Below are 26,728 nucleotides of genomic sequence, written 5' to 3' on the forward strand. Positions count from 1 at the left end.
TTCCTCTCAGCATTCATTAAAATTAAATCGGTGGTGAAATCAAACAGCCTCACCTAAAGCGGACAAAATTTGCTATATTGAGCGTTTTTCCGCGAACATTCGTTTTAGATAGATATGAATACCGCCATACAAGCAGCTCTTGATCATGCCGTGCAATCTCTTCAACAAGCAGGGATTCTTCCTTCGGATTGGACTAACAACAGTGTGTTAACCCGAACCAAAGACCGAAGTCATGGTGACTTTGCTTCCAACATTGCCATGGTTGGAGCAAAAGCTGCGGGTATGAAACCACGCGATTTGGCTGAAAAAGTATTGGCTCATCTGCCAGAAGTCGCAGACATTACCAAGGCTGAAATCGCTGGGCCTGGTTTTATCAACTTTTTCTTAAATGCAGATCAGCGTTACGCTGTACTCGATCAAATTCAGGCACAAAAAGATCAATTTGGCCGTAGTCAGGCCAATGGCGCACAAAAAATTCAGGTGGAGTTTGTCTCTGCCAATCCAACTTCAAGTCTGCATGTCGGACATGGTCGCGGTGCCGCTTATGGTATGACTGTAGCGAACTTACTAGAAGCGACGGGTGCCAAAGTTGACCGTGAATATTATGTCAATGATGCAGGTCGTCAAATGGATATTTTGGCGACTTCGACTTATTTACGTTATTTGGAATTACTTGGACAAGACCTTGTTTTTCCTAAGAATGCCTATCAGGGTGATTATGTCAAGGAAATTGCACAAAGCATTATCGACAAAGACAGCGATGCATATGTTCGTGCGGTAGCTGATGTTTATCGCGATGTGCCAGAAGATGTGCAATATGCCGCTGAACTAGATGCTGAAGGCAATAAAGTGGTTCTCTCTGGTGATAAAGAAAAACATATTGATGGGCTGATCGCCAATTCACAGCAGTTACTCGGCGAAGGATATCGTGTTTTTCATCAGGCCGCGCTAAAAGCCATTTTAGATGACATTAAAGATGATCTTGCCGATTTTGGTGTGACTTTTGATCGCTGGTTCAGTGAAGCATCACTGGCTGATAAAATTGAAGAAGCCTTACAAACCCTAGATCAACGTGGTTTTCTCTATGAAAAAGACGGCAATATCTGGTTTAAATCGACTGAATTTGGGGATGAAAAAGACCGTGTTGTGAAACGCCGCAATGGGCAAACCACGTACTTTGCATCTGACATCGCCTATCATTTAGATAAATTACAACGTGGTTATACCCATATCGTGGATATCTGGGGTTCAGATCACCACGGTTATATTGCACGGGTAAAAGCAGCAATTGATGCAATGGGTTATGACTCTGCCAAACTTACCGTACTTTTAGTTCAGTTTGTCAGTCTATGGCGTGGCGGTGAAATGGTACAAATGTCATCACGTTCAGGCCAGTTTGTGACTTTACGTGAACTCCGTGAAGAAGTAAGCAACGATGCAGCCCGTTTCTACTATGTGATGCGTAAATCTGAGCAACATATTGACTTCGACTTGGATCTTGCAGTATCACAAAGCAAGGACAATGCGGTGTATTACATTCAATATGCGCATGCGCGAATCTGTCGTATGCTAGAAAAAGCAGCGACCAGTGCAGTGAATTTTGATGCTGTTCAGGCACGTCAATATGCGTCACGTCTGGAACTGGATGCTGAAACAGAAATTCTATCGAAACTGGCTGCCTATCCAGATATTATTGTACGTGCCGCAAATGCTTACGAACCGCATCAAATTGGTAATTATTTGAAAGAGTTAGCAGCATTATTCCACGGCTGGTACAATGAACATAAAGTGTTAAATGATGATGCAGAACTCACTCAAGCGCGTCTTTTGTTGTCCGTCAATGTACAACAAGTGTTGCGTAATGGTTTGGAATTGCTTGGTGTATCTGCGCCAGAATCAATGTAAATCATCTATTGTTTGACTTGTAGCTCAGACCAATTCCTGTTTTTGGTCTGACGACCTAATTTGAAGAGGATTTCACGTGTTTGGAAAAACGCAGCGCGGTGTATCTGAGCGACCAAATAAACCCAAAAAATCACTGATTCCAAAGTGGTTAGGTACATTGGTGGCTATTTTAGCTCTGATGTGCATCGCCGTGGTGTTGATGCTTTGGAAACCGTGGAAGCCTGTTTCAACTAAAAATGAAGTGACTTCGCCGCATTATCAGGAAGAAGAAACCAATCATGACTATCGTTTCTACGATCTGTTACCACAGCAACAAGTTACGCCGATTCCTGAACAAGCAGTGCCCGAGACCAAGCCACAGCAACCTGTGGTGATTGTAGAAGCGCCAAGTGAAGCCAGCGCGCCTGTGAGCAATGATCCTGCTGCCGCAGTTGCCGCTGAAGAAAATCCACAACAGCCACATCAAGCGTCCTTTATCTTACAAGTGCGTAGTTATCCTGACCCAGACAGCGCCGATGCACGTCGTGCAGAAATCATTTTAAATGGTTTGTCTGCCGATGTGGTCAAAAGTGTCGAAAATGGCAAAATATGGTATCGCGTGGTTTCTGGCCCATATGATTCACAAGATGCAGCTGTTGCGGCTCAACAGACTTTGCAGCATAGTGGCATTGATTCTATTGTAGTGAAGCGTTAATACCTTCATAGCATCAAAAAAGAACGCTGATTGCGTTCTTTTTTATCTCAAATGTTTTGATCAAATGCTTACCAGCCCCAACATGTTCCCGTAGTCGGTTTACCGCATTCACGATAATGTACCGCATACCAGACACTACCACCTGATCTTGGCGTTCCATCTTTTTTTACTTCATCCCGATTCAATTCATCAAAAGTACTGATCGCATTGGCGGTCACAGAGCCTTTATCTGCATTTTTTTGCAGGTTTAAGCTTCCTAGACTTTTTGCCGTCTGATTCTGATAAATCACAGTTTCTGGCGCTACTGTTCCGATCAATAAAGCATAGTTGGCAACTGCCGCCGTATAACCTGTGGCGCTACCAGAAAGAGTTAAATCCTTTTTGATGCTGGTGCTTGCCAGCACATCTGCCCCGCCATATATTTTCGCATCAAGATGATAAAAACTTAAAGGTTGTACCATCCCTGTTTTAACCTGAGCTTCTAACCAGTCTTGCCATAAAAACTCCAGAAAGTCGGTGGCATTGTCAGGTTTGCTATAGCCAATATCTCGGACAAAATACATCAATGAACGATACTGATTTTCTTCCATACCCGTTGGATTGGTTGCTGATTTAAGTCCCAGATTTTTTGGTAATTGTTGATATGTAATGCTTTGGTTTTGTCCATTACGCAACCATGCACGACCATTGGCGACCATTTTTGTCCAAAACTCATCTGCTGTTTTGAGAGAGCTATAATTATCAACCACACGCACCCAAACTTTCAGCGTTTCACCACCATCGGGTAATTCACGTAACTGGGTCATGGTATGATGCCCATCGGTCAGATACAAACGACCATCGTAGCCAACCACGACCGTTTTCAAATCAGCAGTTTCTGTTGCTGGTTGTTCGGCACAACCAAAGCTATCGAGTTGTTTTAAATTTGCTGCTTTGAGTTGCTCCATGCTGCTAAAGTCATCGCGGCTTTTGGCACCAATTGCTTCACAGTAATCACTGAATTTTTTGCCTATGGTTTTATTGAGATAATAAAGCTGATTGGTTGGATCTGCTTGCCAAGTCTGACGATTCCAATCGCCTTGCCAACGGCCTAATTTATAATAAATCTGGTCATAGCCCACTGCGCCTTGAGTCGGAATCAGATCAGCAATCTGAACCTGAAGAATATCGCCAGCTTTGGCATTTAAAAAGCGTTGATCGCGCTGATCTTGCGGCTGAGTCGACGGCGTGTTCTGGCTTTGATCATCATTTGAATCATTGCACGCTGTTAATGCGAAAACCGCACAAATCCCCAGAGACAATATTGTCATATTTTTAGTCATCAATTTCATAAAACATCAATCATCTAAAGCTTGTTTGAAAAGACGCATATTGACGAGAAAATATTCAGAATAAATGACAAATTTCATTTTGATTGATGTTTTAAAATATAACAAGCATTGCCATGCTGCATCAGTTTGTCAGCAGGCAATATGGTTGGCTATCAAAACTGCCTTTATTCAATTCCTTTTTGCTTGGCACGTTGAAAAGCAGGACGAGATTGAATCCGAGTAAGAAAAGCCTGAATATACGGATATTGGCCTGTGGTACGGGTTAAAATAGCTTCAAGTGGAAAACTCATCTGAATGTCAGCAAAGCTAAACTGACCAGCAAAATAATCATGTTGAGATAAATATTCCTCTAAAAAAGCAATATGATCTTTTAAACGTGGACGAATAAAGCCAGCTTTAATGCCATCGGTAATTTTATTGGCAATCGGACGAATGATAAAAGGTACATTTTTACCGACATTGTTCATGACCAACTGAAATACCAATAATGGCATCAGTGAACCTTCGGCATAATGCATCCAATATAAATATTGAAAAGCATCTTCATCATTTTGTGGCTTAAACTGATTTTGCAAATCGTACTTACTTTGCAAATATTCCAAAATCACCGCAGACTCTGCAATCGCGCGATCATCATCCTGTAAAATGGGTGCCTTGCCCAAAGGATGAATCTGTTTCAGTTCAGGTGGTGCGGCATAGGTCGGTAAGCGTTTGTAATATTGAATTTGATAATCCTGTTCTAGTTCTTCCAAAGCCCATAAAATCCGAAAAGAACGCGATTGTTCCAGATGATGTAAAGTCAGCATATTGTTCTCTATTTCTCGCCAAAATTCTAAATTGATTGATCGCATTCAGCCCATGAGCATTGCATGGGCTGAATTGTAAAATCATGAGATTGCAACAGAATTAAGCTAAGGTGGTTTTGATTTCCACACTGCGTAATAAGGTCTTGGTTACTGGTGTTTTACTACAGACATTTAACACTTTTTCCTGCATTTCTTCAGATAATGGATTTTTAAAAGTCACACGACGTTCGATCCATTCCTGTTGTTCCTTATTCATAAAAAAATCAACTTCGACACTAAACTCACCAAAATCCATTTCTTTATGCTGTGCATACATACGCAAGGTAATCATAGTACATGACGCCAAACTTGCTGTTAGAAAGTCATAAGGTGCTGGCCCCGTATCATGCCCACCAAAAGATTCAGGTTTATCGGTAATAAAATGATGTTTACCACTGGTGACTTCACCTTTCCACGGTGCTGGATCGGTTTTAACAACGCTACGTGCAATCACACTCATTTGGATGCTCTCATTTGATCAGGAAAAGTGGGGGCTTCAAGACGTGGGCCATCATAATCTGGAATTTCGCCGAAGCGTGCATCATGATTAACCCATTGCTCACGTGCTTCGCGTAGTCCTTCCGTGGTTCGACCGACAAGATTCCACCACAGTAAAATCGGAGTTTCAAAAGGTTCACCACCAATCAGTAATACACGATGCCCTTTTGGAATATCAATTTCAATATGTTCAACCCCAGGCTCTAACACCACCAAATTGTCCTGATTCAACTCATGTCCATTCACCCAAGCGTGACCTTCTAATGCTAAAAAGCCATATTCAAATTTTGGATTGAGTGGAATACGAGTCTTCGCATCTGCCTGAGCGGTCATGTCGATACCGACCAATGGCGTATGCACCGCCACAGGAGAGCTTTGCCCCATAAACTCACCGACCAATACGGTAAATTCAACCTGATCCTGTTGTGTTGTTGGTAATACAGGATAGTGATCAAACTGTGGAGGCATATTGAGTTTGTCATCAGGTAAAGCAATCCAGAGCTGTGCCGCATGCATTTTAGTTTCAGTATCTGGCGCCACTTCAGTATGGGAGATACCATGTCCAGCAGTCATCAGATTAACCTGATACGGGCGAATCAATTGCTTGGTGCCTAAACTATCGGTATGCATCATGGTGCCTTCAATCATCCAAGTAAAGGTTTGCAAACCTGTATGCGGATGAGGCCCAACATCCAATCCATCGCCTTGTGGAAAAGTTACGGGACCTGCATGATCCAGAAAACACCATGCACCGATCATGCGTTTTTGCCGACTGGGTAAAGCACGTTTAATCACGGTTCCTTTACCAATTTCTGCGCTGCGAATTTGAAAATCCTGAATAAATTGATTGATGTAACTTTCACAATCCTGTGAATCTGAGATTTCCGTATAATTGGTATTGGTCATTATCTTTGTCCTGATGTGTGCTTAAATCATATGAATGGCTAGCCAAACTGAGCGCTGCGCTTGCTGATCAAAATGCTATTCACCACTTGGATACGCTTAAAATTCAGAATAACGTGTCTCAGAGCATTGTTGTTTTATCATTGCGTAAACAGCGCGTTCTAAACCAACTGTTTGTTTTGTTAGCTTTCATAAATGACTTATCTTACTGATTATGTTTATATTACCAAACTTAACTCAAGATTTTATGCACAACTTTAAGACAGTGTAGTGCTATTTTTAAGACAATCCTTGTCAAAGCCTTACTCAAAGATTATTTGGACTGCGGAATCTGACTTTTCATGTGTTTCATAAAATCTCGGAAATGCGGTGCAAATTCTGCAAATAAAGGATGATTACGCTGCTCTAACATCACTTCACTAAATAGTTTGAGCCCAACCGCAAAGGATTGTGTGGTTTGCTCGTCAAAGAATGCTGCGCTTTTTAATTTTTCTACAATCTGAAAAATATCATCATGATTGCGTGTATAAAACTCAAGTTTTTCAGCATAAGTTGATACCTCACCTTTGGCATCTTTTAAATGTTGAACAGTGACAAAGTATTGATGTTGTTTCATAGATCAATTCCAATTCTATTTTAAAATTAAATACTTTCCCGAATTTCAAGTTGCATCACCTCTACTTGAAATTGTTGAAAAACCGCTTGTAAGGACTGTAAAAATTGCGTTTGTTTCGCCTGCGTTAAGGCCGCACACTGGATCTGGAGGAGCTGTTTTTTGCTACGATCAGGTAGGTTAAATTTTGTTTCTGCACGATGAAATTGATAACTTGCAATTAAACCCGCATCCACCAAATCACTGACGACGCGATAAATTGTTGCCAAACTGAGCTGTTGGTGCTGCACATGTAATTTTTGATAGATCTGTTTGATGCTTAAGTCATCAGGTTGTTGTTCAAGTAAATTTAGAACTGAAACTCGTGAATGGGTAACTCTTAAACCCGCCTGTTTGAGTCGATATTGTGCGTCCAACATCTTAAAATCCTCCGTTATAAACGCCCGATTTCAACGGCTGCCTGATCGATCTTTTCCGCAATCTGATGAATCTGTTGTGGATTTAAATCTGTAACATTCAGTTTTAATCGCAAGGCCGTTTTCAGATTTTCCATCGCACGGTGTATATCTATCAGTTGATCATTGCCATGAATCTCGCGTCGAAGACGTAACTTTTCCAGCAAAGCATTCAGCATGTCTTGCTGTTGGGTTAAATACACTTTTCCTTCTTCAGTAACTTGATATTGCTTACGTTCAGCATCGAGCAGTGCAATAAAATTCATGTCTTCAAGTGTCGTTAATGTCGGATAGATCGTACCCGCACTCGGGCTATAGTCTCCTCCGACTAAGTCACTAATTTCTTTAATGATTTCGTAACCATGTTTGGGGCTTTGCTGAATCAGATATAAAACCAAAAGTTTCATTCGACCTGCTTCAAATAGACGTCCGCGACGGCCTCTACCGTGAGTATGATGTTCACGCTCATGTGAAGCCCGCTCTGAATGTCTAGTATCTCGTTCAGATTGATTTCTCATATTATTTTTCTCAGATTAGGTAATTTATAATTGTTAAGATATATCTTAATATGTCTTTTAACAAGCTAAGATCTAGCTTAAATTTTTTATAATATTGATATTGAATGGATTATTTATTTTTATGATGAAATTTTAAAAAAGTTAAGTAATAAAAAAGAGCAAGTAGGTAGTCGTGTTATTAGCAATAGCTATTTAACTTGATCACAAATACAACCAAATTATTTTCGATTTAGCTTTATCACCGTTTCAACGAATTGTTAAATACATAATTGTTTGTAAAAACATATTCTTATATCAATCATACATAACAGTAATTACATTAAATAAAAGATTAATAAGTGTATTTTATGGATGAAATATCACTTTTTTCTTATATATTTTTTGGGGATTTTCTTTGCCATATATAACTCCTTGACCTCATCTAAAGAGAGAAAAATTGATCTTAAATACTTCATTTTTTAGAGTTTTTTTTGTACATAATTTCAAATCATTTAAGGTCAATTGAGCTCATTTTTATAAGGTGGGCACAATTTGGTCACAAAAGTTTTTTAATATGACTTCGTGATATCGAGAATACAAAGACGATCACGGCTTTATTAAGAAGAAAAAAATTATATAAATCAAAAATAAAAAGCCCCTATCTTTCGATTGAGGCTTTTTAGAATATGGAGCGGGAAACGAGACTCGAACTCGCGACCCCAACCTTGGCAAGGTTGTGCTCTACCAACTGAGCTATTCCCGCAAATATTTGAGCAGTTTTATAAAAAACTTTCACTAAAAACAATCTGGAGCGGGAAACGAGACTCGAACTCGCGACCCCAACCTTGGCAAGGTTGTGCTCTACCAACTGAGCTATTCCCGCAAATATTTGAGCAGTTTTATAAAAAACTTTCACTAAAAACAATCTGGAGCGGGAAACGAGACTCGAACTCGCGACCCCAACCTTGGCAAGGTTGTGCTCTACCAACTGAGCTATTCCCGCAAATATTTGAGCAGTTTTATAAAAAACTTTCACTAAAAACAATCTGGAGCGGGAAACGAGACTCGAACTCGCGACCCCAACCTTGGCAAGGTTGTGCTCTACCAACTGAGCTATTCCCGCGTGCCGCTTATAATACATTAAGCAAATCAAGGGTCAACCACTTTATGCAAATAATGCTGCTGATTGCATAAAATAAAATCATATTCGCGCTCTGATCGCCTGAGTTATTCTATTTGACTCACTTTTTATGTGTTTTTCAGTGTTTTAATCTTAGGCACGTTATACTTCCATCCATCTTTCTATGTAAATAGGTAACTGATCATGACGCTCGAACAACAACTGATTGAACGTTTAAATACATTGCAACCCACGCATCTTGAAGTGATCAACGAGTCTGCGGGTCACGGTGGTTACTTTCCGGGTAAAGAAAGTCATTTTAAAGTCGCTATTGTAAGTCCAATTTTTCAGGGACTTCGACTGGTGCAACGTCACCAAAAAGTCTATGCAGTCGCAACAGATTTAATGAATCCTGGTAAAATTCATGCATTGGCGATTCATGCCTATACGCCAGATGAATGGCAAGGCCAAGTACCCGATAGTCCTGAATGTGCGCATGCACCTAAAAATTAAACAAATTGATAGATAAAAATGGATATACATTTATTCGTCCTTGTCATTCATCTGGTTGCATTGGCACTTGCAGCAATAGCTGTGCTGATTCGTTCTATGCCTTTATGGATGACTACGCCTGATCAGTCTGAGTCTCCTGCGACCAATAAACTCTGGATTGCCCTGCAACATTCAGGATTTACGCTTGTTGTCATTACGGGACTTGTTTTGTTATCGCTGAATCATTTTCAAATGCAGCCGTGGTTTTATGCCAAAATTATTCTGTTTGTGGTAATGCTTTCGTCTTTCAGTAAAGCATTTAAAAAGGATCAGTCTATTTTAGTGGTACAGCGCAAAGCAGGTCTGGTCATTGGCTGTGTGGCATTTGTTGCTATTTTGGGTTTAGTCATGATCAAGCCAGTTTTTGGTTAATTGTTTGACATTCTTTGCATTTATATCGATTGGCTAGGTTAAACTCTAAACAAGTTTGAAAAAATAGTGATGAGGGAAGCATGTTTACACGGGTGGTTTTCAACCAAAAAGGCGGTGTGGGTAAATCAAGTATCACGGTAAATCTGGCAGCAATTAGTGCTGCGCAAAACTTAAGAACACTGGTGATTGATTTAGATCCACAAGCCAATTCTAGCCAATACCTATTAGGTGAACAGGCGACTTACTCCGCAGATAAAAATGCCTTAGAGCCGAACATCGAAAACTTTTTTGATGATGTCTTAGGTAATAATCAACCAAAAGGGTTGATTGGTAATGCCATTGGTTCAATTTTAAAATCACGCGCCAAAGGCTTGGAAAGTTTTGTGCATCATACGGCTTTTCCAAAGCTGGACGTGATTCCAGCCAGCCCAACACTGGGTGCATTAGAGCATGCGCTTGAGTCCAAACATAAGATTTATAAATTACGCGATTCTTTGCAACAACTCAGCAGTCAATATGATCGGATTTATATCGATACGCCACCTGCTTTTAATTTCTTTACTTTGTCGGCGCTCATTGCCGCTGATCGCGTCTTGATTCCATTTGATTGCGATGTGTTTTCCAAACGTGCGTTACAAACTTTGATTGAAAATGTGATCGAAACCCAAGATGATCATAATAATGGTCTGGAAATTGAAGGGATTGTGGTCAATCAATTTCAGGCACAGGCAAAATTGCCAAGAGAAGTGGTACAACAATTAAAAGATGAAGGCTTACCTGTATTAAACAGCATGTTACCGCCTTCAATTTTAATGAAAGAATCACATCAGAAAAATTTACCCTTGGTTCATCTATCGCCAGAACACAAGCTGACACAAGCGTATCAGACACTGTTCGCAGAAATTGAACCCAATTAATTTGAGAAAAGCGATGAAAGGCTTATATTTCCTTCCTCTAAGCGTATTAACATTATTGCTGGGTGCTTGTGCGACCACAGTTAAACCGACCTATGTCTCTCCAACGCAATACCAGTCGTTGAATTGTCAGCAATTACAAAGTGAATATAATCGTATTCAACTCTATATTGAAAATGGTGTGCAGACACCGAAACGGACAGGTGTGGGTGTAGGCGTTGGACTTGGCGGTGGCTGGGGACGTGGTGGTTGGGGCTTCGGCCCGAGCGTTTCAGTCAACATGGGACAATCTTCAAACACCAAAAATACGGAACTTTCTCGCGTATTAGGTCAGCAAGAAGCGATTGTTCAGGCAGCACAATTTAAAAATTGTCCTATTGTGGTCAAGAAAAAAGCCAGTTAAAATCCTAAAAACGAGTCCTGCTTCACATTTTTTGAATCAGGACTGAATAAGTGTTTGTCAAAATGTTTCGTGATATGTCTTTTTAAATCATATTGTTAGTTTTCTTTGCATCGATATTTCATCATCTATGCTCAGGCTTAAACGTCAATAAAACTTGTCAGTTAAATTCAATTTCATATAAGGTGTGCCCACCTTAATCGCGATGGATACTTTATGATTGAAAGCTGGTTTTTTGTATTGGCGATGCTAGCCGTGCTACTTATTCCTGGTCCAACCAATGCGTTGTTTGCCAGTGCTGCACATCATCAGGGTATTACAAAAACGGCTTCTTTTATTCCAGCAGAATGGTTGGGTTATCTGTATGGTATTGCGATTTGGGCATTGTTAATTCATCTTGGACAACCGATCTGGCCTGCACTGACTCCGCTTTTGCATGTGATTAGTGCTTTGTATGTCATTTGGTTGGCGTTTAACTTATGGAAAAGCTCACATTTACAAAAACATAGCCAAAGTCATAAAACGATTCGCCCTAAACAGATATTTTTCTCGACCTTAAAAAACCCTAAAGCGTTATTGTTTGCCGCAGGAATTTTTCCGCCAGAGACATGGGATTCTTTAGAACATGCCATTTTAGTACTAGGCGTATTTAGCTTGATTCTATTTCCAGTGTCATGGTTCTGGATGGTGTTTGGTCGAGCTTTACTGGCAGGCAATATTAAGGGATTACAAGCCGACCGTTTATATAAAGGATCGGCAATGTTGCTGTTATTATGTATGTTACCCGTGATTTTTCGATTCTTTTAAACTTACTTTTTAGAGTTTAAAACTTGACGCTTATTGCTGAGTTTCTGACGAATAAAGGCAAAAATTCCCGGTAACACACTCAAAATAATAATGCCAAAAATTAAGTGGGTAAAATTATCTTTAACCATCGGCATATTGCCAAATAAATAGCCCAATGTAATAAAAGAAGCCACCCAACACAGCGCTCCAATCACATTATAGGTCAGAAAAAACTTATAGTTCATGCTGCCTGCACCTGCGACAAAAGGCGCAAAAGTACGGGCAAAAGGAATAAATCGAGCAAAAATGATGGTTTTACCGCCATGACGTTCAAAAAACTCATGGGTTTTGCTCAGATGTGCTTTATTAATAAAACGTGAATTCATTTCAAAAACACGCGGGCCGATGAAACGACCAATATGATAATTTAGGGTATCCCCCAATACTGCTGCAATAAATAAAAGAATACCCAGAACCCAGGGATCCATTGCACCCGTAGATGCTGCCAATGCCCCTGCTGCAAAGAGTAAACTGTCGCCCGGTAAAAAAGGCATGACTACCAGACCAGTTTCCACAAAAATAATCAGAAACAAAATTGCATATATCCATACGCCATAATTGCGAATAAACTCAAGAAGGTGATCATCAACGTGCAAAATAAAATCAAAAAGTTCCATGACAGGCTACAGCGCAAAATTGTGATCAAATCCTAGCAGTGCCTTATGTGAAAGTCAGTATGATTCAGTAAAAAGTTACATCTTTTATTGTCTTTTATTCGGAACGATATGTCTGAAAAATGAATATTTATTGCAAAAATAAACCAGATTAAGATCATCTCATCAAAACAACATACGTTGAAATCAATCTAAAGGGCTTATTTATGTTTAATCCAAATGTAGTCGTAAAAAACATCGTCACTCAATCTGGTGCGGATGCTGTTATCTCATTGGTCGCACGAATCCTGATGGCCTATATTTTTCTGGTTGCAGGCTGGGGCAAAATCACCGCTTATTCGGCAACTGTGGGTTATATGGAATCGATGGGGGTGCCAGGTGGCTTGTTACCTTTCACGATTTTAGTTGAATTTGGTGATGGACTAGCTTTGCTTTTTGGTTTTCAGACTCGTTTAGCGGCATTGGGACTTGGCGTTTTTAGTATTATTACTGCACTGATTTTCCATGAAGGTTCAGACCAATCTCAAGCCATTAATTTTATGAAAAACTTAACTATGGCGGGCGGTTTATTTTTCTTGATGTTACATGGTGCGGGGAAATTCAGTCTAGATGCAGCGATTGAAAAATAAATTATTCAGACCTATGGGGTAAATTAACTTTTACCTTATATTACAAAACTCTAGCCGACATCTTTTTCACTTTCTGCTTAGATAAAACTGAATATATTTAACATCAAGAGAGAATAATGAAAAAGTTTATCCTGACTGCTTCTATCGCCGCGACAGTCGTTTTATCTTCTAGTGCATTTGCTGGCAAGGATGATCATGTGATTATTCAGGAAGCTGCAAAAAATATGGTGACTGTTCAGCAAGTAGCAAAAATCAAAGATGAAACGGGCGTAACATTGACAGGTCAAATTACCAAACATATTAAAAGTGATCATTACGAATTTAAAGATCGTTCTGGCATAATTAGTCTGGAAATTGATGATGATCTTTGGCATGCAGCAGGCTTAAAAGTCGGTGATCATGTCCGTGTTGTGGGTGAGGTAGATACTCATCGCTATAAACCTACAGACATTGAAGTCGTGAAAATCGAAAAAAATCAGCACTAAATAGAAGGCACTCATTTAGTGCCTTTTTTAATACTGTTTTTATTAAGTTTTTTGGCAATGGAAAGAACGTGCGTGGCATCATGAAAAATGCTAGAATATTGCGCTTCTCTCGTTGCCTTGCATAGTTGCGTAATCATGACAACCAATACTCACATTACTGATGACCGTATCTTAATTTTGGATTTCGGCTCTCAATACAGCCAACTGATTGCACGTCGTGTACGTGAAGCGGGTGTATATTCTGAAATGTATGCTTTTGATATGTCTGAACAAGACATTCGTGCTTTTAATCCGAACGGTATCATTTTGTCTGGTGGGCCTGAAAGCGTGCATGAAGAAGGTAGCCCACGCGCACCACAAGTAGTATTTGAGCTTGGTGTACCTGTCTTAGGGATTTGTTATGGTTTCCAAACCATGTCTGAGCAATTAGGTGGAAAAGTTGAGCCGGGCAAGGTACATGAGTTTGGTTATGCCGAAGTCGACATTCAACAACGTGATCAATTGATTGGCAATTTGCAGGATCGTGAAGATCAACTCCATGTCTGGATGAGTCATGGTGATAAAGTAGGACGTTTACCAGAAGGTTTTCAGACTACTGCTAGCACGCCAAGTTGTCCATTCGCAGCAGCATCTGATGAAACTCGCCGTTTCTATGGAGTTCAGTTCCATCCGGAAGTCACGCATACCGCCAAAGGTGCAGAATTACTGTCTAACTTTGTGCATAAAATCTGTGGTTGTGGCGGTCTTTGGACGCCAGAACACATTATCGATTTGCGCGTAGAACAATTACGTCAGCAAATTGGAGATGAAAAAGTATTACTCGGTTTATCTGGTGGCGTAGATTCCTCTGTTGTGGCTGCACTTTTACATAAAGCGATTGGTGATCAATTGACTTGCGTATTTGTAGACAATGGTTTGCTTCGTTTAAACGAAGGCGACCAAGTGATGCAAATGTTTGCAGATAACATGGGGATCCGTGTCATTCGTGCCGATGCCGAAGAACGTTTCTTAACTGCACTTGCGGGTGAAGTTGATCCTGAGAAAAAACGTAAAATTATTGGTCGTGAATTTATCGAAGTCTTTGCAGAAGAAGCGCGTAAACTTGATGGCGTGAAATTCTTGGCGCAAGGTACGATTTATCCTGACGTGATTGAATCTGCTGCAAGTAAACAAGGCAAAGCGCATGTGATCAAATCCCACCACAACGTGGGTGGTTTACCAGAAGATTTAGCGTTTGATTTGGTCGAGCCATTACGTGACTTGTTTAAAGATGAAGTGCGTAAATTGGGTACAACGCTTGGCTTGCCACACAGCATGATTTATCGTCATCCATTCCCGGGTCCGGGTCTGGGCGTGCGTATTTTGGGTGAAGTGAAAAAAGAATACGCCGATATTTTACGTCTGGCAGATGATATCTTTATGCAGGAACTTCGCGCCAGTGGTTGGTACGACAAAACTGCTCAGGCCTTTGCAGTATTCCAACCTGTAAAATCTGTGGGTGTGGTGGGTGATGGTCGCCGTTATGCATGGGTGATTGCACTTCGTGCGGTTGAAACGGTTGACTTTATGACCGCGCGTTTCGCTCATCTTCCTTATGATTTGGTTGATAAAATCTCGACGCGTATCATGAACGAAATTAAAGATGTTTCACGTGTGGTTTATGATGTTTCATCAAAGCCACCAGCGACGATTGAGTGGGAGTAAATTTGGGCTTTCTAAAAGCATAGCTTTTAGCCAAATTTACGCCAAGCGCTGTGCGCGCGGCAGAGGGATTTCAAAAATGAGCGAGTTTAAAGTGAAACTTTAAAATGAGTGTAAGTTGCTCGCGGTAATGAGCGTTCTAATGTCTCATCCTAAAATAGATTGACTATATTTTCTTTAAAACCGAGTTATATCAATTAGCTCGGTTTTTTCTTTGCATGCATTTGATTTGGGTAATGAATAGCATTGCTACGCAAGTCAAACTCAAATATGAACGAAAACAATTATAAATAAAAATAGATTCAGCTATCAGCTTATCTAATTCCTGTAGTGTGTTACAACGTGTCGTTAAAAACTCCTGCTTTAATATTGCATTAACTCTTTCTGCTAATGCATTCTGGTATGAGAAACATCGTTTCGCAAGGTATCCGTCTGTCATCGATGGCGTTATTCCATATTCTTGCAAGGTTTTCTGATACAGGTGTGAACAATAATGTGGCCTCTATCTGCGTGATGAATCATTCTGTTAGCTCGATCTTCTACGTAGCGCATCTTCATATGTAATGCTTCAACAATATTCTCAGCACGCATATCATTTGATAGTTTATAGCCCTTAGATGAATTGGCATAGTCTTCGACGTCCAATCTTGTTGTCGATACTTGCGTAACCACGTAAGTACTGTTGTTTTCCCTTGGGTACCATACTTATCCTATACTTGAATATAAGTTATTTGCCCTTTTTCAACCTCATGTACAACCATCATTTTAAAAGGAAAGCTGTAATCTCTTTGAGTTCGTTTAATTCTTTGATCTTTCTTCAGTTCCATAAAATAAGTTCAAAAGTGCTCAACTTATTTCAGGATGGGACAAGAATTAGTCCCAGAAATTTCCATAATTTAACTGCTTGATTCCTGCATCGACAAACTTGGAATTTTCCCAGTGTTTGACCTTAAACCCCTGTTTAATCAACTTGGCTTTAACCGCAGTATCGACCCCAGCCTGTAAATGATTGAGATAACCATCATCGAGAATCGGCGAATACATATCTTTTAGATCTACATGTTCGAGGCTTAAACGAAATAACTGTTCTGGATATCCTGCATTTTGAGTTACCAATGCAATCGCTTGTTCACGATGTTCAGGCTGTGATGCCCAGTATGCTGATTGAAGCACAACATTAACAAATTGTTGTACGGCTTCTGGGTGATGTTGTACAAATTGACTCCGTGCAATCAAACCTGCCTGAATGGTTCCAGCGCCATCCTGACGATCCAGAGTACTGACCGGTACCTCAATAATTCCCTGCTGTTTCAGCGCCAGTATTGGCGTAAGTCCCCAACTTGCATCAATTTGTTTTGCTGCAAGCGCTGCATTTGCTGCCGAAGAATCCAGATTAACGATCCGAAAATCTTTTTCTGTATAGCCATATTGGTCAATAAACTGATCAAAAGAAAGTTGCATTGCTGTACCCTGAAACAAGCCAATGCGTTTTCCTTTTAATTTTTCCAGACTATCGTATCCCTGATTCGGCAAAACACCCAAATAAGCTTGTACATTACGCCCTGTTGCAGCCAGTAAAGTAGTATCGGTATTGTTGGCTTTACCAATAATTGCGGCCAGATCACCCAAAAAAGCAACATCAATTTGCCCATTGACCAAGGCTTCATTAATTGCAGGGCCTGCACCTTTAAAAAACTGCCACTCGATCTGAATCTTTTGCTCAGCAAACTGATTTTCCAATAATTTATTCAGATAAATATAATCTACAAGTGGTGTACCGCTACTATGCCGCTCACTTGTACTTAAATCTGGTACAGCAATTCTGATTTTGACCAGTTTGGTATCGTCTTTGCCAGATGCAGTTGCATGAGAAGATGAAGACGATGGCTTAAAAACGATAAATAAAATTAAAATAATAATAATGACAGGCAAAGCCCAAATATATCTACGCTGACGGCTTAAATTTGCCATATTCCCCCGCTCCTCCACTTGTATATTTCAAACACGTTTCCAGATGCAATGCGTTGCCATTAAAACCATAGGCAATGCATCTTTCGGCGTTTTTCAATCTGCTATTGTTTGAGTGAACTCTCAAAAAAATTATTTTGAATTTAAAACAGCTTGAACCTTTAATTCATCTAACTGTTGTGCTGACAAGCCTTTAGGCAGCGTAATCACGCCCTTACGACCATCCACACCCGTTGTCGTTTCTCCCGCCAAAGTGACACGACGAACAACACGATGCTGATCACCATAGTCATTGACTGCATAATGTTGAGTCGCGCGATTATCCCAAATCGCAACATCCCCCGCCTGCCATGACCAACGCACAGTATTTTCTGGACGTGTGACTTTGTCTTGTAAGATATTAAAAATACGTTGTGAATCTTGCTGAGTGAATCCCACTAAACGTTTAAAGAAGTGACCGACTAATAAACTTTTTTTGCCCGTTTCAGGATGTACAATCACTACTGGATGTTCGGTTTCATACTTGGTCGAAACAAAGGTTTTTTTATAATTTTCAATTTGTTCGGCTGTCACATGTTCTTTGATCGCCACGTAATCATATTCATTGGAATGTACTGCAACTAATTTTTCTGCAAACTGTTGAAGCAATTCTGGCAAATCTTGATAGGCGGTTTCTGTGTTTGCCCAAGTGGTATCTCCACCTGTTTCTGGAATAATCACACCACGTAAAATACTAATTTTTGGATAGGCATCAATAAACGTCACATCGGTATGCCATGAATTTGCTCTCGCCCCTTTTTGAGAATCCAGCTCTAAGACAAAATTTGTGCCTTCGACTGAAGGTACTGTTGGATGTTTGACTGGTTCGCCTAATAAAGCGCCAAATTTTTCCTGTTCAAGATCATCCAGATGTTGTTGTCCTCGAAAAAATAAAACTTTATGTTGCAATAAAGCCTGCTGAATGAAATTAACAGTATCCTGATCCAGTGTTGAACTTAAATGAACCCCCGATATTTCAGCACCAATTCGCCCAGTTAACGCTTTAATCTGAATCTGTTGTTGTGGTTTTTGAATAAATGTGGTCATGATGAACTACTCTTTTTTGCATGAATACATGCAATTTTGCATAGCTCAATGACTTAATCTGTTATTTGTATGACAAACAAAATGATAACTTCCTATTTACTTATTACTATTCAAGATAATCAATTTTAGCATTATTTTTGATAGCATTAGCATTTTTAAAAATTTGACCCAATTTATTATTTATTGGATATTTATAGATTGACCACCTATCGGCACATCATAAAAAATATTATGAACCAGATTATTGCTTTTAAAAACCCGATTTCAAAATATCGAACTGAAAATTCGTTATATAAAAATAATCGCACATCAAATTCAGAATATATTGAGAGTGCAATTAAAATACTGGAAAATTATGAATTTATTCAATATTTAACACCACAAGAAAAAAACACACTGCTACAACACCTACGAATTAAAAAACATTATCACAATCAAACCATTTATCATCAAAATGCAGCATGTGAAGATATTAATATTATTATAGAAGGTGCTATAAAATTAGGCTGGGCTTTACCCAATGGTAAGTACCATACCAATATTTTTATTCCTTCAGGAACGATCATTAATATTGTACCGATTGTCACCGAGAAGCCTTTTTTACATGACCATGTGGCGCAGGGTAATACCATTGTCGCCAATATTTCAGGTCGTGTTTTCATGGATACATGCAAACAAAATGCTCAGGCACTATACAGTATTTTAAAGCTGATTTGCGTCAGAGCACAGTTAAATCGTGAACAGGAATTTTTTCACTCTACCGAACCACTCAGTATACGTTTAGCCAAAAAACTGGTATTTCTGGTCGATTATCATTCCTATCAACATCAAAATAAAATATTATTAAGCTTAAAGCTAAGTCAGGAAAATCTAGCCGAATTACTACAAACAACACGACAGAATATTAATAAAGAGCTTTCCCACTTAGCTAAAGAAAATATTGTAGAGATTAAATACAACCAAATTTATATTCTAGATTATTCCAAACTCTGTCAAATTGCACAGTGTCAGCATCTAACATTTGATACTAAATTTATTTAAATTAGATTTTTTCATAAGTCCTTTTATCTTACTTATTTTGGAGAGAAAAATAAGTAAGTTCTAGATAATTAAGAGAGAAGTTCAATAAATGTGATAAAATTATTTAATCCTTTATGTGATTAGCTGATCTTTAGATATTAATATAATTTTATTCACTATAAACTGTTAGGACAGAAACAGAGTTCCTCTGGAATTTACTTAAAATGAGTATTTTATTATTTATTCTGGATCAGATATGTCAGATCATATTCATACCCAAAAACAACCTAATATTTTACTGATTGTGGCAGATGATTTGGGTTTTTCAGACATTGGAGCATTTGGTGGGGAGATTCAAACTCCCTATCTCGATCAACTGGCACTCAATGGGCTAAGACTGACCAATTTCCATACGGCCTCAACCTGTTCACCTACACGAGCCATGTTACTTTCGGGTACAGATCATCATTTGGCAGGTTTGGGAACCATGGCAGAAGCCTTAACGCCAGAGCTTGAGGGTAAAGAAGGTTATGAAGGTGTACTTAACAATAAAGTTGCAGCGTTACCCGAATTATTACAGGATGCAGGCTATTACACCATTATGTCTGGAAAATGGCATCTGGGTTTAAAACCTGAATTCTTTCCTGCTCAAAAAGGCTTTGAACGCTCATTTGCTTTACTTCCTGGTGCTGCAAATCATTATTTATTTGAAGCGGATATTCCTGAAGATGAAATTCCACGCTTGCTTAAATCCACACGTGGCTTATATGCAGAAGATGATCAATTCGCAGCCGAATTGCCCAAAGGATTTTATTCATCAGATTATTTCACCACGCGTTTGCTGGATTTTTTACAGGACGATGAACAGCGTGATGGGCGACCATTTTTTGCTTATTTACCTTTTTCCGCACCACACTGGCCATTACAGGCACCACAGGAAGATATTGCAAAATACACAGGTCAATACGATCAAGGTCCAGAAAAACTCCGTGAACAGCGCCTTGAAAAGTTAAAGCAACTCGGTTTAGTTGCCGCCGACACCACCATTCATCCAGTCTTGGCTCGTACACCATTTTGGGAAAGTTTGACCGATGAAGCGCGACAAAAATCTGCCCGAATTATGGAAGTTTATGCCGCAATGGTTGATCGTATGGACCAAAACATTGGTCGGGTGATTGAGCATCTACAAAACACAGGCGAACTCAACAATACCATTGTGATCTTTTTATCTGACAATGGCGCAGAAGGTGCACAACTTGAAGCGCTCCCCGTGTTTGGCGGACATCTGGATGAAATCATTGAAAAATATTATGATAATCGTCTGGACAATATTGGTCGGGCGAACTCTTATGTCTGGTATGGTGAACACTGGGCACAGGCTGCAACAGCACCTTCACGCTTATATAAGGCACATACCAGTGAAGGCGGTATCCGCACAGTGTCCTTTATTCACTATCCTGCATTTGAACGTCAGCAACAAATCAGTCATGAATTTTTGACCGTGATGGACTTATTGCCAACTTTACTGGATTATCTCAATATTCAACATCCAGAAACAGAATATAAAGGTCGTCAATTGGTGCCTTTACGTGGTAAATCGATTCTACCTTATTTGCAAAATCAGCAAGCACATATTCACACACAGGATCACATTACAGGATGGGAACTTTTCGGGCAAAAAGCCTTGCGTAAAGGTGACTGGAAAGCACTGTTTATTCCTGCACCAAATGGTCCGAATCGTTGGCAATTATATAATTTACAACATGATAAAGGCGAAACTCAGGACTTGGCTAAACAATATCCTGACAAGTTACAAGAGTTATTACACGACTGGGCGACCTATGTGAAGGAAAATGGGGTCATTGAAAATGTCGCACAAAAACGTCTATTACAAAATGATCAATTAGAACCTTTCGAGGCTTAACATCCTCTGCTCACGATCAACCAGTTGTTAATCAACTGGTTTTTTTATATGCGCAGGTTATTCAAAAGATATAAATACTTGACACTAATCATAGAAAATTCTCTAAATCCCAATGCTGATCAGTTCACTAGCACTTTGTGGGAACGAATTTAAAAATTCTTGGTATGCTTTCAATACTAGCGCCCAACTTTTTAAGAGATCGCAACGATGGAAAATTTAAGGGGTAAATAAAATTCACTCTTTTGAAAGAGTAAAGCGTAATCAAAGCTCTACAAGGAAGGATTCAACAGGATATGAAAATATTATCTGTCGATTTTTATAAAAGTTGAGATTGGCATACAAATGATGTGATTTAAATTCCATAAAAAAAGGCTTTAATCGGATTAAAGCCTTTATCTTTTTCTGTTTTTTTGATGATTTTAGTCATGATTGGGGTTGAGTAATAACAGACAACTTATCTACACCTACACGCTCAATACTTGCCAATAATTTTGCCACTGTGCCATAAGGTACAGTTTCATCGGCATTTAAATTAAGCGCCAACTTTGGATTGAGCTGCTTGCGCTGCTGAATTTGTTGCTCAAAATGATCTAGACTGACTTTGTCCTGATCTAGAAAAATGTCACCATTCGGTTTCACGCTCACCACTACTGCTTTGGTTTGGTCTGTAGTCTGAGTCGGAGCGGCCTTAGGCAAATTGACTTTTACACTGTTAGTCAATAACGGTGCTGTGACAATAAACACAATCAGTAAAACCAGCATCACATCAACTAGGGGCGTGATATTAATTTCACTAACCACGTCATCATCTTGAGAGGTTGAAATTGCCATTATGCCAATACCTCCTGATCCTGTTTTTTGGTCGCGTTTTGACTTACTGCAAACTGATTTGAAGGACGATTTACCAGATGAGCACTGGCTTTTGCAGGTAATTGAAAACCTGTCTTTTGGGTTAAGCTAACTAAATCTGTCGCAAAATCATCTAGATCAGCACCAATACTTTTTACTTTACGCACAAAATAGTTATATGCCAGTACCGCAGGAACAGCCACTGCAATGCCCAAACCAGTCGCAATCAATGCCTGACCAATCGGCCCCGCGACCACATCCATACTGGCATTTCCAGATTTTGCAATCGCCTGTAAGGCATGAATAATGCCAAAAACGGTTCCAAACAAACCAATAAACGGCGCATTATTGCCAATAGAAGCTAACAGTGCAGACCCTTTTTCCAGTTGACGACGTTCAGACAAAATCTGTTTACGCAAATGACGTTCCAACAAATCCTGACGACTCCAGCTATTTTGCAAATCCTGATGAGTCTGATCATCTGCATCTGCCAGCGTTTTGAATCCAGTTTGTGCAATTCTTGCGGTTGGGCCTTGTTCTGTATTGGCTTTTTGAATGGCTTCTTCAATATTTTTTGCTTTCCAGAATTGATCGACAAATGCCTGACTTTGATGGCTGGCTTTTTGAGTTTGTATCAGTTTTACCACCACTAAAACCCAAGTTACAATTGAAAATCCAATCAGTAACCAGATGGTTGCATCGTGGATCACACTATTAATATCACTCATGGTAAATTCCTCTTTATATCTTTAAGTTAAATATGCAAATTAAAATTAGTTTGGTAATTTGAAATGAATCGGAACATCAACCCAGCCCTCAACTGGGGTACTGCCTTTTAGCGCAGGAGAGAACTTCCAGCGTTTAACTGTCGCGATGGCAGCATCATCCAGTATTTTTTTGCCACTGCTGGATTGCAAATTAACCGCTAAAGGGCTACCTGATGCAGAAACTTTGACTCTCAACATCACCGAACCTTCCCAACCGCGATCGAGTGCTTGTTCAGGATATTCTGGGGAAGGATTACTCAAATAGCCTGCATAACCTTTGGCTTCTGTCACAGGCAAGTCTTTGACGACAGGTGCAGGTTTCGCCACAGGCTCTGCTTGTGCTTTTGGTGCAGCTTCAACTGGTGCAGGCACCTCATGAGAGATAGCTTTTGTTGACTGCGCTTGAGCAACAGGTTTGCTTTCAACTTTTGCAGCCGGTTGTGCTGGCTGTGTCACAGGTTGTACTTTTTCAACAACTGGAGGGACTTTTGGCTGCTGTGTCACAGGTGGAATTTTGGGTTGAATAATTTTAGGCGGTTGTTGTTTAGGCTGAATCAGTTCCATCAAGACAGGTTCAGCTTTTTTCTCAGGCAATGTCGGCGTTGTAAACTGCTGTCCCAAATACCAGATGCCATAATGTGCAGCCAGAACTATTGTGGTTACCACCATCAGTTTCTTTTGCCATGTAAAATCGGGCTTAGGGGCTTGAGTCCATGTGTGCTGGGCAAAAAAATCAACGGCTGAGTTCGAGTGAGACCCTTGTACCGCAGGTGCTAATTGACCCAAAATTAGGGCTTTTTTTGATAATGAATATCTTATTTCAGTCATGGCCTTGTGTCCTCTTAATGAACCTGATCATGGGTCAAGATTGAAAAGACTTGCTCTTTGAGCTGATGTAATTCAAAACTGGCTCGATTACGTGGACGAGCAAGCGTGATGGGAATAATCTGTTCTATACGTCCAGGTTTCGGCTGTAAAATCACCACACGATCAGCTAATGTGACCGCTTCCTCCACATCATGAGTAATAAAAATAGTGGTAATTTTCTGCTGTGCCTGAATCCGCAATAATTCATTTTGCATCTGATGGCGAGTTAAGGCATCCAATGCGCCAAATGGCTCATCCAATAGAAAAATTCGCGGCTGTGCCACCAGACTACGGGCAATCGCAACACGCTGTGACATTCCCCCCGAAAGTTGATGCGGATAGGCTTTTTCAAAACCATTTAAACCAATTAACTCAACGGCCTGTGCAATACGTTCGACTTTTTCATCAAGCGGAATCGTTTCATTGATTAAACCCAGTTCAATATTTTGCTCAACATTCAACCATGGAAATAAACGGTGTTCCTGAAACACCACCGCACGATCTTTGCCAATGCCTGAGATCACTTGCCCATCAATGCTGATTTGACCCTCAAAATCCTGATCCAGACCGGCTAGCAAACGTAACAGCGTTGATTTTCCGCAACCGCTACTGCCTACAATCGCGATAAACTCACCTTCAAACACATCCAAATTAAAGTCCTGAATGACAGGCAATAATTGCTGATTCACGCTAAATGTTTTATATACACCACGAAATTCAATCAGTTTTTTATTCGGGTTCAGCCTGATTAATTCGCTATTTTTCTCATTTAAATCTATATTCATATTCATCGTGTTACACCCTATTATGACGCCATGCAGTTGCATAGCTTTCAATGACTTTACCTAGCCATGCCAATAATCCGCCCGCAATTGCGACCAGAACAGTTGCAGCAATGACTCGATTCATTTCAAAATTTTGCTGTGCTGCCATCATATAACTGCCAATCCCTGTCCCCGACCCCATCAAATATTCCGCCCCGAAAGAAGCCATCCACGAATACAACAGAGCTAAACGTAACCCTGCAAAAATCGCAGGTGCAATACTCGGCAAAATCAATAGTTCTAAGCGTTGTGCAACGGAAAGTCTTAAAATGTCAGAAGCTTCGGTTAAGTGTGTAGACACCATTGCTGTGCCTTTCCATGTCGCAATAAACATCGGAAAAAAGGTCGCAAGCGAAATAAAGACCAGCTTGGAGCTATCACCTAAACCAAACCATGCGGTAATTAAAGGAATCCAAGCAAAAATTGCGATCAGTCTTAAGACATTTAAGGTTGGAGCAAACATCAGCTCAAGCGGTTTGAATAAACCTAAAATTAAGCCTGTGATCACTCCAATACCTCCACCTACTACCAATCCCAATAAGGCACGATATAAACTGGAGTGCATGGCACTAGTTAAAGAGCCGTCCTGTAAACCATGCACTAATGCCTGACGCACCAGAACAGGAGAAGGAAGTACCGATGTCGATAACCATTGCAATTGGCTCACAATAAACCATAAGCCAAACATAAAGAATGGAATGAGCCACGGTTTTAGCGCAGATGTTTTATGGTGTTTATGCTGATGATGTGCCGAAATCACGGCATGTGGCCAAAACACACTTCTCGCTTCTAACCATTGCAATATGGTGTCTAAAACAATACCCACTGCCCCAATCAAAATGATGCAGACAAATACAATATCCAGTTGAAAGAGCTGCCGTCCTGTCACCATCAAATAACCAATCCCTTCTGAAGATGCCAAAAGCTCAACAGCGATCAAGGATGTCCAGCCTGCGGCGATTGCCAAACGCAAGCCTGTAAAAAAATATGGCAATGATGCAGGTAAAATTAATTTGAAAATCAATGTTTTTTTAGAGAACCTTAAAATCTCAGCCATTTCCCTGAGCTTAGGCTGAATATCTCTCACCCCCGCCTGAACATGAATAGCGATGGGAATCAAACTGGCTTTGAAAATAATAAAAACTTTGAGTGCGTCTTCAATGCCCAACCAAATCATTAATAAAGGCAGCCACGCCAAAGTAGGCACAATCGCCAATGCATAAAATATTGCAGAAACGTATTGCTCAAAATTACGGCTATAGCCCAATAAAACACCGATCACAATACCTGCGATTGTGCCTGAAAATAGCCCAAGTGCTAACCGCTTTAGACTGATCCCAAGATGCCACCATAAGTCCTGTGATGACATCTGCAAAAAGTTCTGCCATGTCTGCTGTGGTGTCGGCAAAATCTGTGCAGGCATCCAGTGGTCATTGGATGCAACCCACCAAAGCCCAAATAAAAACACAGGGACAATCCAATAAATTGTAATGGCGTTGATTGAATCAAGCACATTAAAAATAAATGACTTGAAATGATCATTTAATGTGTTTTGATTTTGCGTTGAAGAGATTTCTTTCATATATGCCACACAGATCTAATGTAAATTTACATTGTTTTTATTGATCAATTAAAACCAACAATAAACCAAATTCTTACAAGACTATTTCATATATAATGCTTTTACCTATTAAAAAAATGAATTAGCTTAAATTTAAACACCATAAAAATGATTTTACTTTGGTTGATGGCTTTGTTGCACAAATAGACGAAAGGTAGAGTTGTTCTAATCTTCAGATATTTATGCAACAGCCACCGTTTTAGCTGTACCAAGTTGAGTAAATTTATTCAAAATATCGACTCTTATTTGCAAGTCAACCACCTGACGATTAAAGCATCGACTAGATACACCTTGTCCAAGTCGTTTCAAGGCAAACATTTTAGCCTCTATTCGGGATCGTCGATGATAACCAATATCTCGTTTCCACTGCTTTTGACCCTTGTCCCAACAGCCTTGTACTGCATGATTTCTTGCTTTACCAATTTCAT

The 26,728-nt window shown here is 39.9% G+C and carries 28 protein-coding genes, 4 tRNA genes and 2 pseudogenes; 12 read left to right on the forward strand and 22 right to left on the reverse strand.

The features are described 5' to 3' along the window. Nucleotides 1-114 precede the first annotated feature (114 nt). A complete protein-coding gene (argS, locus tag J500_RS12565) occupies nucleotides 115-1,905 on the forward strand; it encodes an arginine--tRNA ligase (RefSeq protein WP_004995472.1) in 1,791 nt (596 codons plus the stop codon). A 76-nt stretch (nucleotides 1,906-1,981) separates the two neighbouring features. Further along, a complete protein-coding gene (locus J500_RS12570; RefSeq protein ID WP_004995473.1) occupies nucleotides 1,982-2,599 on the forward strand; it encodes an SPOR domain-containing protein in 618 nt (205 codons plus the stop codon). A 68-nt stretch (nucleotides 2,600-2,667) separates the two neighbouring features. On the opposite strand, the gene J500_RS12575 is transcribed toward J500_RS12570, so the two are convergent. The 11 genes from J500_RS12575 to J500_RS12625 form a co-directional block, all read right to left on the reverse strand. After that, a complete protein-coding gene (locus tag J500_RS12575) occupies nucleotides 2,668-3,930 on the reverse strand; it encodes a ParB/Srx family N-terminal domain-containing protein (RefSeq protein ID WP_004995474.1) in 1,263 nt (420 codons plus the stop codon). Between the two features lie 164 nt (nucleotides 3,931-4,094). Beyond that, on the reverse strand, nucleotides 4,095-4,736 hold the full coding sequence (locus tag J500_RS12580; protein ID WP_034699878.1) for a glutathione S-transferase: 642 nt from the start codon (nucleotides 4,734-4,736) through the stop codon (nucleotides 4,095-4,097). Between the two features lie 100 nt (nucleotides 4,737-4,836). Next, nucleotides 4,837-5,235, reverse strand: coding sequence for an OsmC family protein (locus J500_RS12585; protein ID WP_004985679.1), 399 nt, complete (start codon nucleotides 5,233-5,235; stop codon nucleotides 4,837-4,839). Then, complete coding sequence (locus J500_RS12590; RefSeq protein ID WP_034699880.1) at nucleotides 5,232-6,179, reverse strand: pirin family protein; 948 nt, start codon at nucleotides 6,177-6,179, stop codon at nucleotides 5,232-5,234. The genes J500_RS12585 and J500_RS12590 overlap by 4 nt, the downstream gene beginning before the upstream one ends. 310 nt (nucleotides 6,180-6,489) lie before the next feature. Beyond that, on the reverse strand, nucleotides 6,490-6,792 hold the full coding sequence (locus J500_RS12595; RefSeq protein WP_004985683.1) for a DUF3861 domain-containing protein: 303 nt from the start codon (nucleotides 6,790-6,792) through the stop codon (nucleotides 6,490-6,492). A 26-nt stretch (nucleotides 6,793-6,818) separates the two neighbouring features. Continuing rightward, entirely contained in the window at nucleotides 6,819-7,208 is a 390-nt protein-coding gene (locus J500_RS12600) for a Fur family transcriptional regulator (RefSeq protein WP_004995477.1), read from the reverse strand. Between the two features lie 14 nt (nucleotides 7,209-7,222). Next, on the reverse strand, nucleotides 7,223-7,762 hold the full coding sequence (locus J500_RS12605; protein ID WP_004995478.1) for a PadR family transcriptional regulator: 540 nt from the start codon (nucleotides 7,760-7,762) through the stop codon (nucleotides 7,223-7,225). Nucleotides 7,763-8,428: 666 nt separating this feature from the next. After that, nucleotides 8,429-8,504: transfer RNA gene (locus J500_RS12610), tRNA-Gly, on the reverse strand. 44 nt (nucleotides 8,505-8,548) lie between these two features. Next, a tRNA-Gly gene (locus J500_RS12615) sits at nucleotides 8,549-8,624 on the reverse strand. A gap of 44 nt (nucleotides 8,625-8,668) precedes the next feature. Next, nucleotides 8,669-8,744: transfer RNA gene (locus J500_RS12620), tRNA-Gly, on the reverse strand. Between the two features lie 44 nt (nucleotides 8,745-8,788). Then, a tRNA-Gly gene (locus J500_RS12625) sits at nucleotides 8,789-8,864 on the reverse strand. 201 nt (nucleotides 8,865-9,065) lie between these two features. On the opposite strand from J500_RS12625, the gene J500_RS12630 reads away from it, so the two are divergent. The 5 genes from J500_RS12630 (at nucleotide 9,066) to J500_RS12650 (ending at nucleotide 11,906) form a co-directional block, all read left to right on the forward strand. Next, the gene (locus J500_RS12630; RefSeq protein ID WP_004995482.1) at nucleotides 9,066-9,374 is read left to right on the forward strand and encodes a BolA family protein; all 309 of its coding nucleotides are present in this window, start codon (nucleotides 9,066-9,068) and stop codon (nucleotides 9,372-9,374) included. An 18-nt stretch (nucleotides 9,375-9,392) separates the two neighbouring features. After that, nucleotides 9,393-9,785 (forward strand): SirB2 family protein, encoded by a 393-nt coding sequence (locus tag J500_RS12635; RefSeq protein WP_004995485.1) that lies wholly within the window; start codon nucleotides 9,393-9,395, stop codon nucleotides 9,783-9,785. An 80-nt stretch (nucleotides 9,786-9,865) separates the two neighbouring features. Continuing rightward, the gene (locus J500_RS12640; RefSeq protein WP_004995487.1) at nucleotides 9,866-10,702 is read left to right on the forward strand and encodes a ParA family protein; all 837 of its coding nucleotides are present in this window, start codon (nucleotides 9,866-9,868) and stop codon (nucleotides 10,700-10,702) included. A gap of 13 nt (nucleotides 10,703-10,715) precedes the next feature. Next, the gene (locus tag J500_RS12645) at nucleotides 10,716-11,102 is read left to right on the forward strand and encodes a hypothetical protein (RefSeq protein WP_004985706.1); all 387 of its coding nucleotides are present in this window, start codon (nucleotides 10,716-10,718) and stop codon (nucleotides 11,100-11,102) included. A gap of 213 nt (nucleotides 11,103-11,315) precedes the next feature. Beyond that, complete coding sequence (locus J500_RS12650; RefSeq protein WP_004995490.1) at nucleotides 11,316-11,906, forward strand: LysE family translocator; 591 nt, start codon at nucleotides 11,316-11,318, stop codon at nucleotides 11,904-11,906. Nucleotides 11,907-11,908: 2 nt separating this feature from the next. Here J500_RS12650 and J500_RS12655 read toward each other — a convergent pair whose 3' ends face one another. Further along, nucleotides 11,909-12,562 carry a DedA family protein gene (locus J500_RS12655; protein WP_004995492.1) on the reverse strand — a complete coding sequence of 218 codons (654 nt, stop codon included), beginning with the start codon at nucleotides 12,560-12,562 and terminating at the stop codon, nucleotides 11,909-11,911. Between the two features lie 203 nt (nucleotides 12,563-12,765). Here J500_RS12655 and J500_RS12660 point away from each other — a divergent pair, with 203 nt between their 5' ends. From J500_RS12660 to guaA, 3 genes are all read left to right on the forward strand, one after another. Further along, nucleotides 12,766-13,188: a DoxX family protein gene (locus J500_RS12660; protein WP_004995494.1), complete on the forward strand. Its 423-nt coding sequence runs from the start codon at nucleotides 12,766-12,768 to the stop codon at nucleotides 13,186-13,188. Between the two features lie 116 nt (nucleotides 13,189-13,304). Next, on the forward strand, nucleotides 13,305-13,673 hold the full coding sequence (locus J500_RS12665; protein ID WP_004995495.1) for a NirD/YgiW/YdeI family stress tolerance protein: 369 nt from the start codon (nucleotides 13,305-13,307) through the stop codon (nucleotides 13,671-13,673). A gap of 135 nt (nucleotides 13,674-13,808) precedes the next feature. Then, the gene (gene guaA, locus J500_RS12670; protein ID WP_034699884.1) at nucleotides 13,809-15,377 is read left to right on the forward strand and encodes a glutamine-hydrolyzing GMP synthase; all 1,569 of its coding nucleotides are present in this window, start codon (nucleotides 13,809-13,811) and stop codon (nucleotides 15,375-15,377) included. Between the two features lie 190 nt (nucleotides 15,378-15,567). Here guaA and J500_RS17150 read toward each other — a convergent pair whose 3' ends face one another. The 4 genes and pseudogenes from J500_RS17150 to J500_RS12685 all read right to left on the reverse strand — a co-directional run bounded on the left by J500_RS17150 (nucleotide 15,568) and on the right by J500_RS12685 (nucleotide 18,428). Then, nucleotides 15,568-15,813, reverse strand: a complete 246-nt coding sequence (locus J500_RS17150; RefSeq protein ID WP_125624866.1) for an integrase core domain-containing protein — start codon at nucleotides 15,811-15,813, stop codon at nucleotides 15,568-15,570. Between the two features lie 184 nt (nucleotides 15,814-15,997). After that, a pseudogene (locus tag J500_RS17715) lies at nucleotides 15,998-16,201 on the reverse strand (IS3 family transposase); the annotation flags it as partial. Nucleotides 16,202-16,247: 46 nt separating this feature from the next. After that, nucleotides 16,248-17,345 carry an ABC transporter substrate-binding protein gene (locus J500_RS12680; RefSeq protein ID WP_004995497.1) on the reverse strand — a complete coding sequence of 366 codons (1,098 nt, stop codon included), beginning with the start codon at nucleotides 17,343-17,345 and terminating at the stop codon, nucleotides 16,248-16,250. A 129-nt stretch (nucleotides 17,346-17,474) separates the two neighbouring features. Further along, on the reverse strand, nucleotides 17,475-18,428 hold the full coding sequence (locus J500_RS12685) for a TauD/TfdA dioxygenase family protein (protein ID WP_004995501.1): 954 nt from the start codon (nucleotides 18,426-18,428) through the stop codon (nucleotides 17,475-17,477). 231 nt (nucleotides 18,429-18,659) lie between these two features. Between J500_RS12685 and J500_RS12690 the strand changes: the two genes are divergently transcribed. Beyond that, nucleotides 18,660-19,469, forward strand: a complete 810-nt coding sequence (locus J500_RS12690) for a Crp/Fnr family transcriptional regulator (RefSeq protein WP_004995503.1) — start codon at nucleotides 18,660-18,662, stop codon at nucleotides 19,467-19,469. 235 nt (nucleotides 19,470-19,704) lie between these two features. After that, a complete protein-coding gene (locus J500_RS12695; protein ID WP_004995506.1) occupies nucleotides 19,705-21,372 on the forward strand; it encodes an arylsulfatase in 1,668 nt (555 codons plus the stop codon). 423 nt (nucleotides 21,373-21,795) lie between these two features. Here J500_RS12695 and J500_RS12700 read toward each other — a convergent pair whose 3' ends face one another. The 6 genes and pseudogenes from J500_RS12700 to J500_RS12725 form a co-directional block, all read right to left on the reverse strand. Next, nucleotides 21,796-22,203, reverse strand: a complete 408-nt coding sequence (locus J500_RS12700; protein ID WP_004995507.1) for an ExbD/TolR family protein — start codon at nucleotides 22,201-22,203, stop codon at nucleotides 21,796-21,798. Further along, nucleotides 22,203-22,949, reverse strand: a complete 747-nt coding sequence (locus tag J500_RS12705) for a MotA/TolQ/ExbB proton channel family protein (protein ID WP_004995509.1) — start codon at nucleotides 22,947-22,949, stop codon at nucleotides 22,203-22,205. Before J500_RS12705 ends, J500_RS12700 begins: the two co-directional genes overlap by 1 nt. 45 nt (nucleotides 22,950-22,994) lie before the next feature. Continuing rightward, nucleotides 22,995-23,816, reverse strand: coding sequence for an energy transducer TonB (locus J500_RS12710; protein ID WP_004995510.1), 822 nt, complete (start codon nucleotides 23,814-23,816; stop codon nucleotides 22,995-22,997). A 14-nt stretch (nucleotides 23,817-23,830) separates the two neighbouring features. Beyond that, the gene (locus J500_RS12715) at nucleotides 23,831-24,640 is read right to left on the reverse strand and encodes an ABC transporter ATP-binding protein (protein ID WP_034699892.1); all 810 of its coding nucleotides are present in this window, start codon (nucleotides 24,638-24,640) and stop codon (nucleotides 23,831-23,833) included. Nucleotides 24,641-24,650: 10 nt separating this feature from the next. After that, a complete protein-coding gene (locus J500_RS12720) occupies nucleotides 24,651-26,261 on the reverse strand; it encodes an ABC transporter permease (protein ID WP_004995512.1) in 1,611 nt (536 codons plus the stop codon). Between the two features lie 219 nt (nucleotides 26,262-26,480). Next, nucleotides 26,481-26,728, reverse strand: a pseudogene (locus J500_RS12725) (IS5/IS1182 family transposase); the annotation flags it as partial.

Origin of the sequence: Acinetobacter sp. 479375, assembly GCF_000581715.1 — a bacterium.
GTDB classification, from domain to species: domain Bacteria; phylum Pseudomonadota; class Gammaproteobacteria; order Pseudomonadales; family Moraxellaceae; genus Acinetobacter; species Acinetobacter ursingii.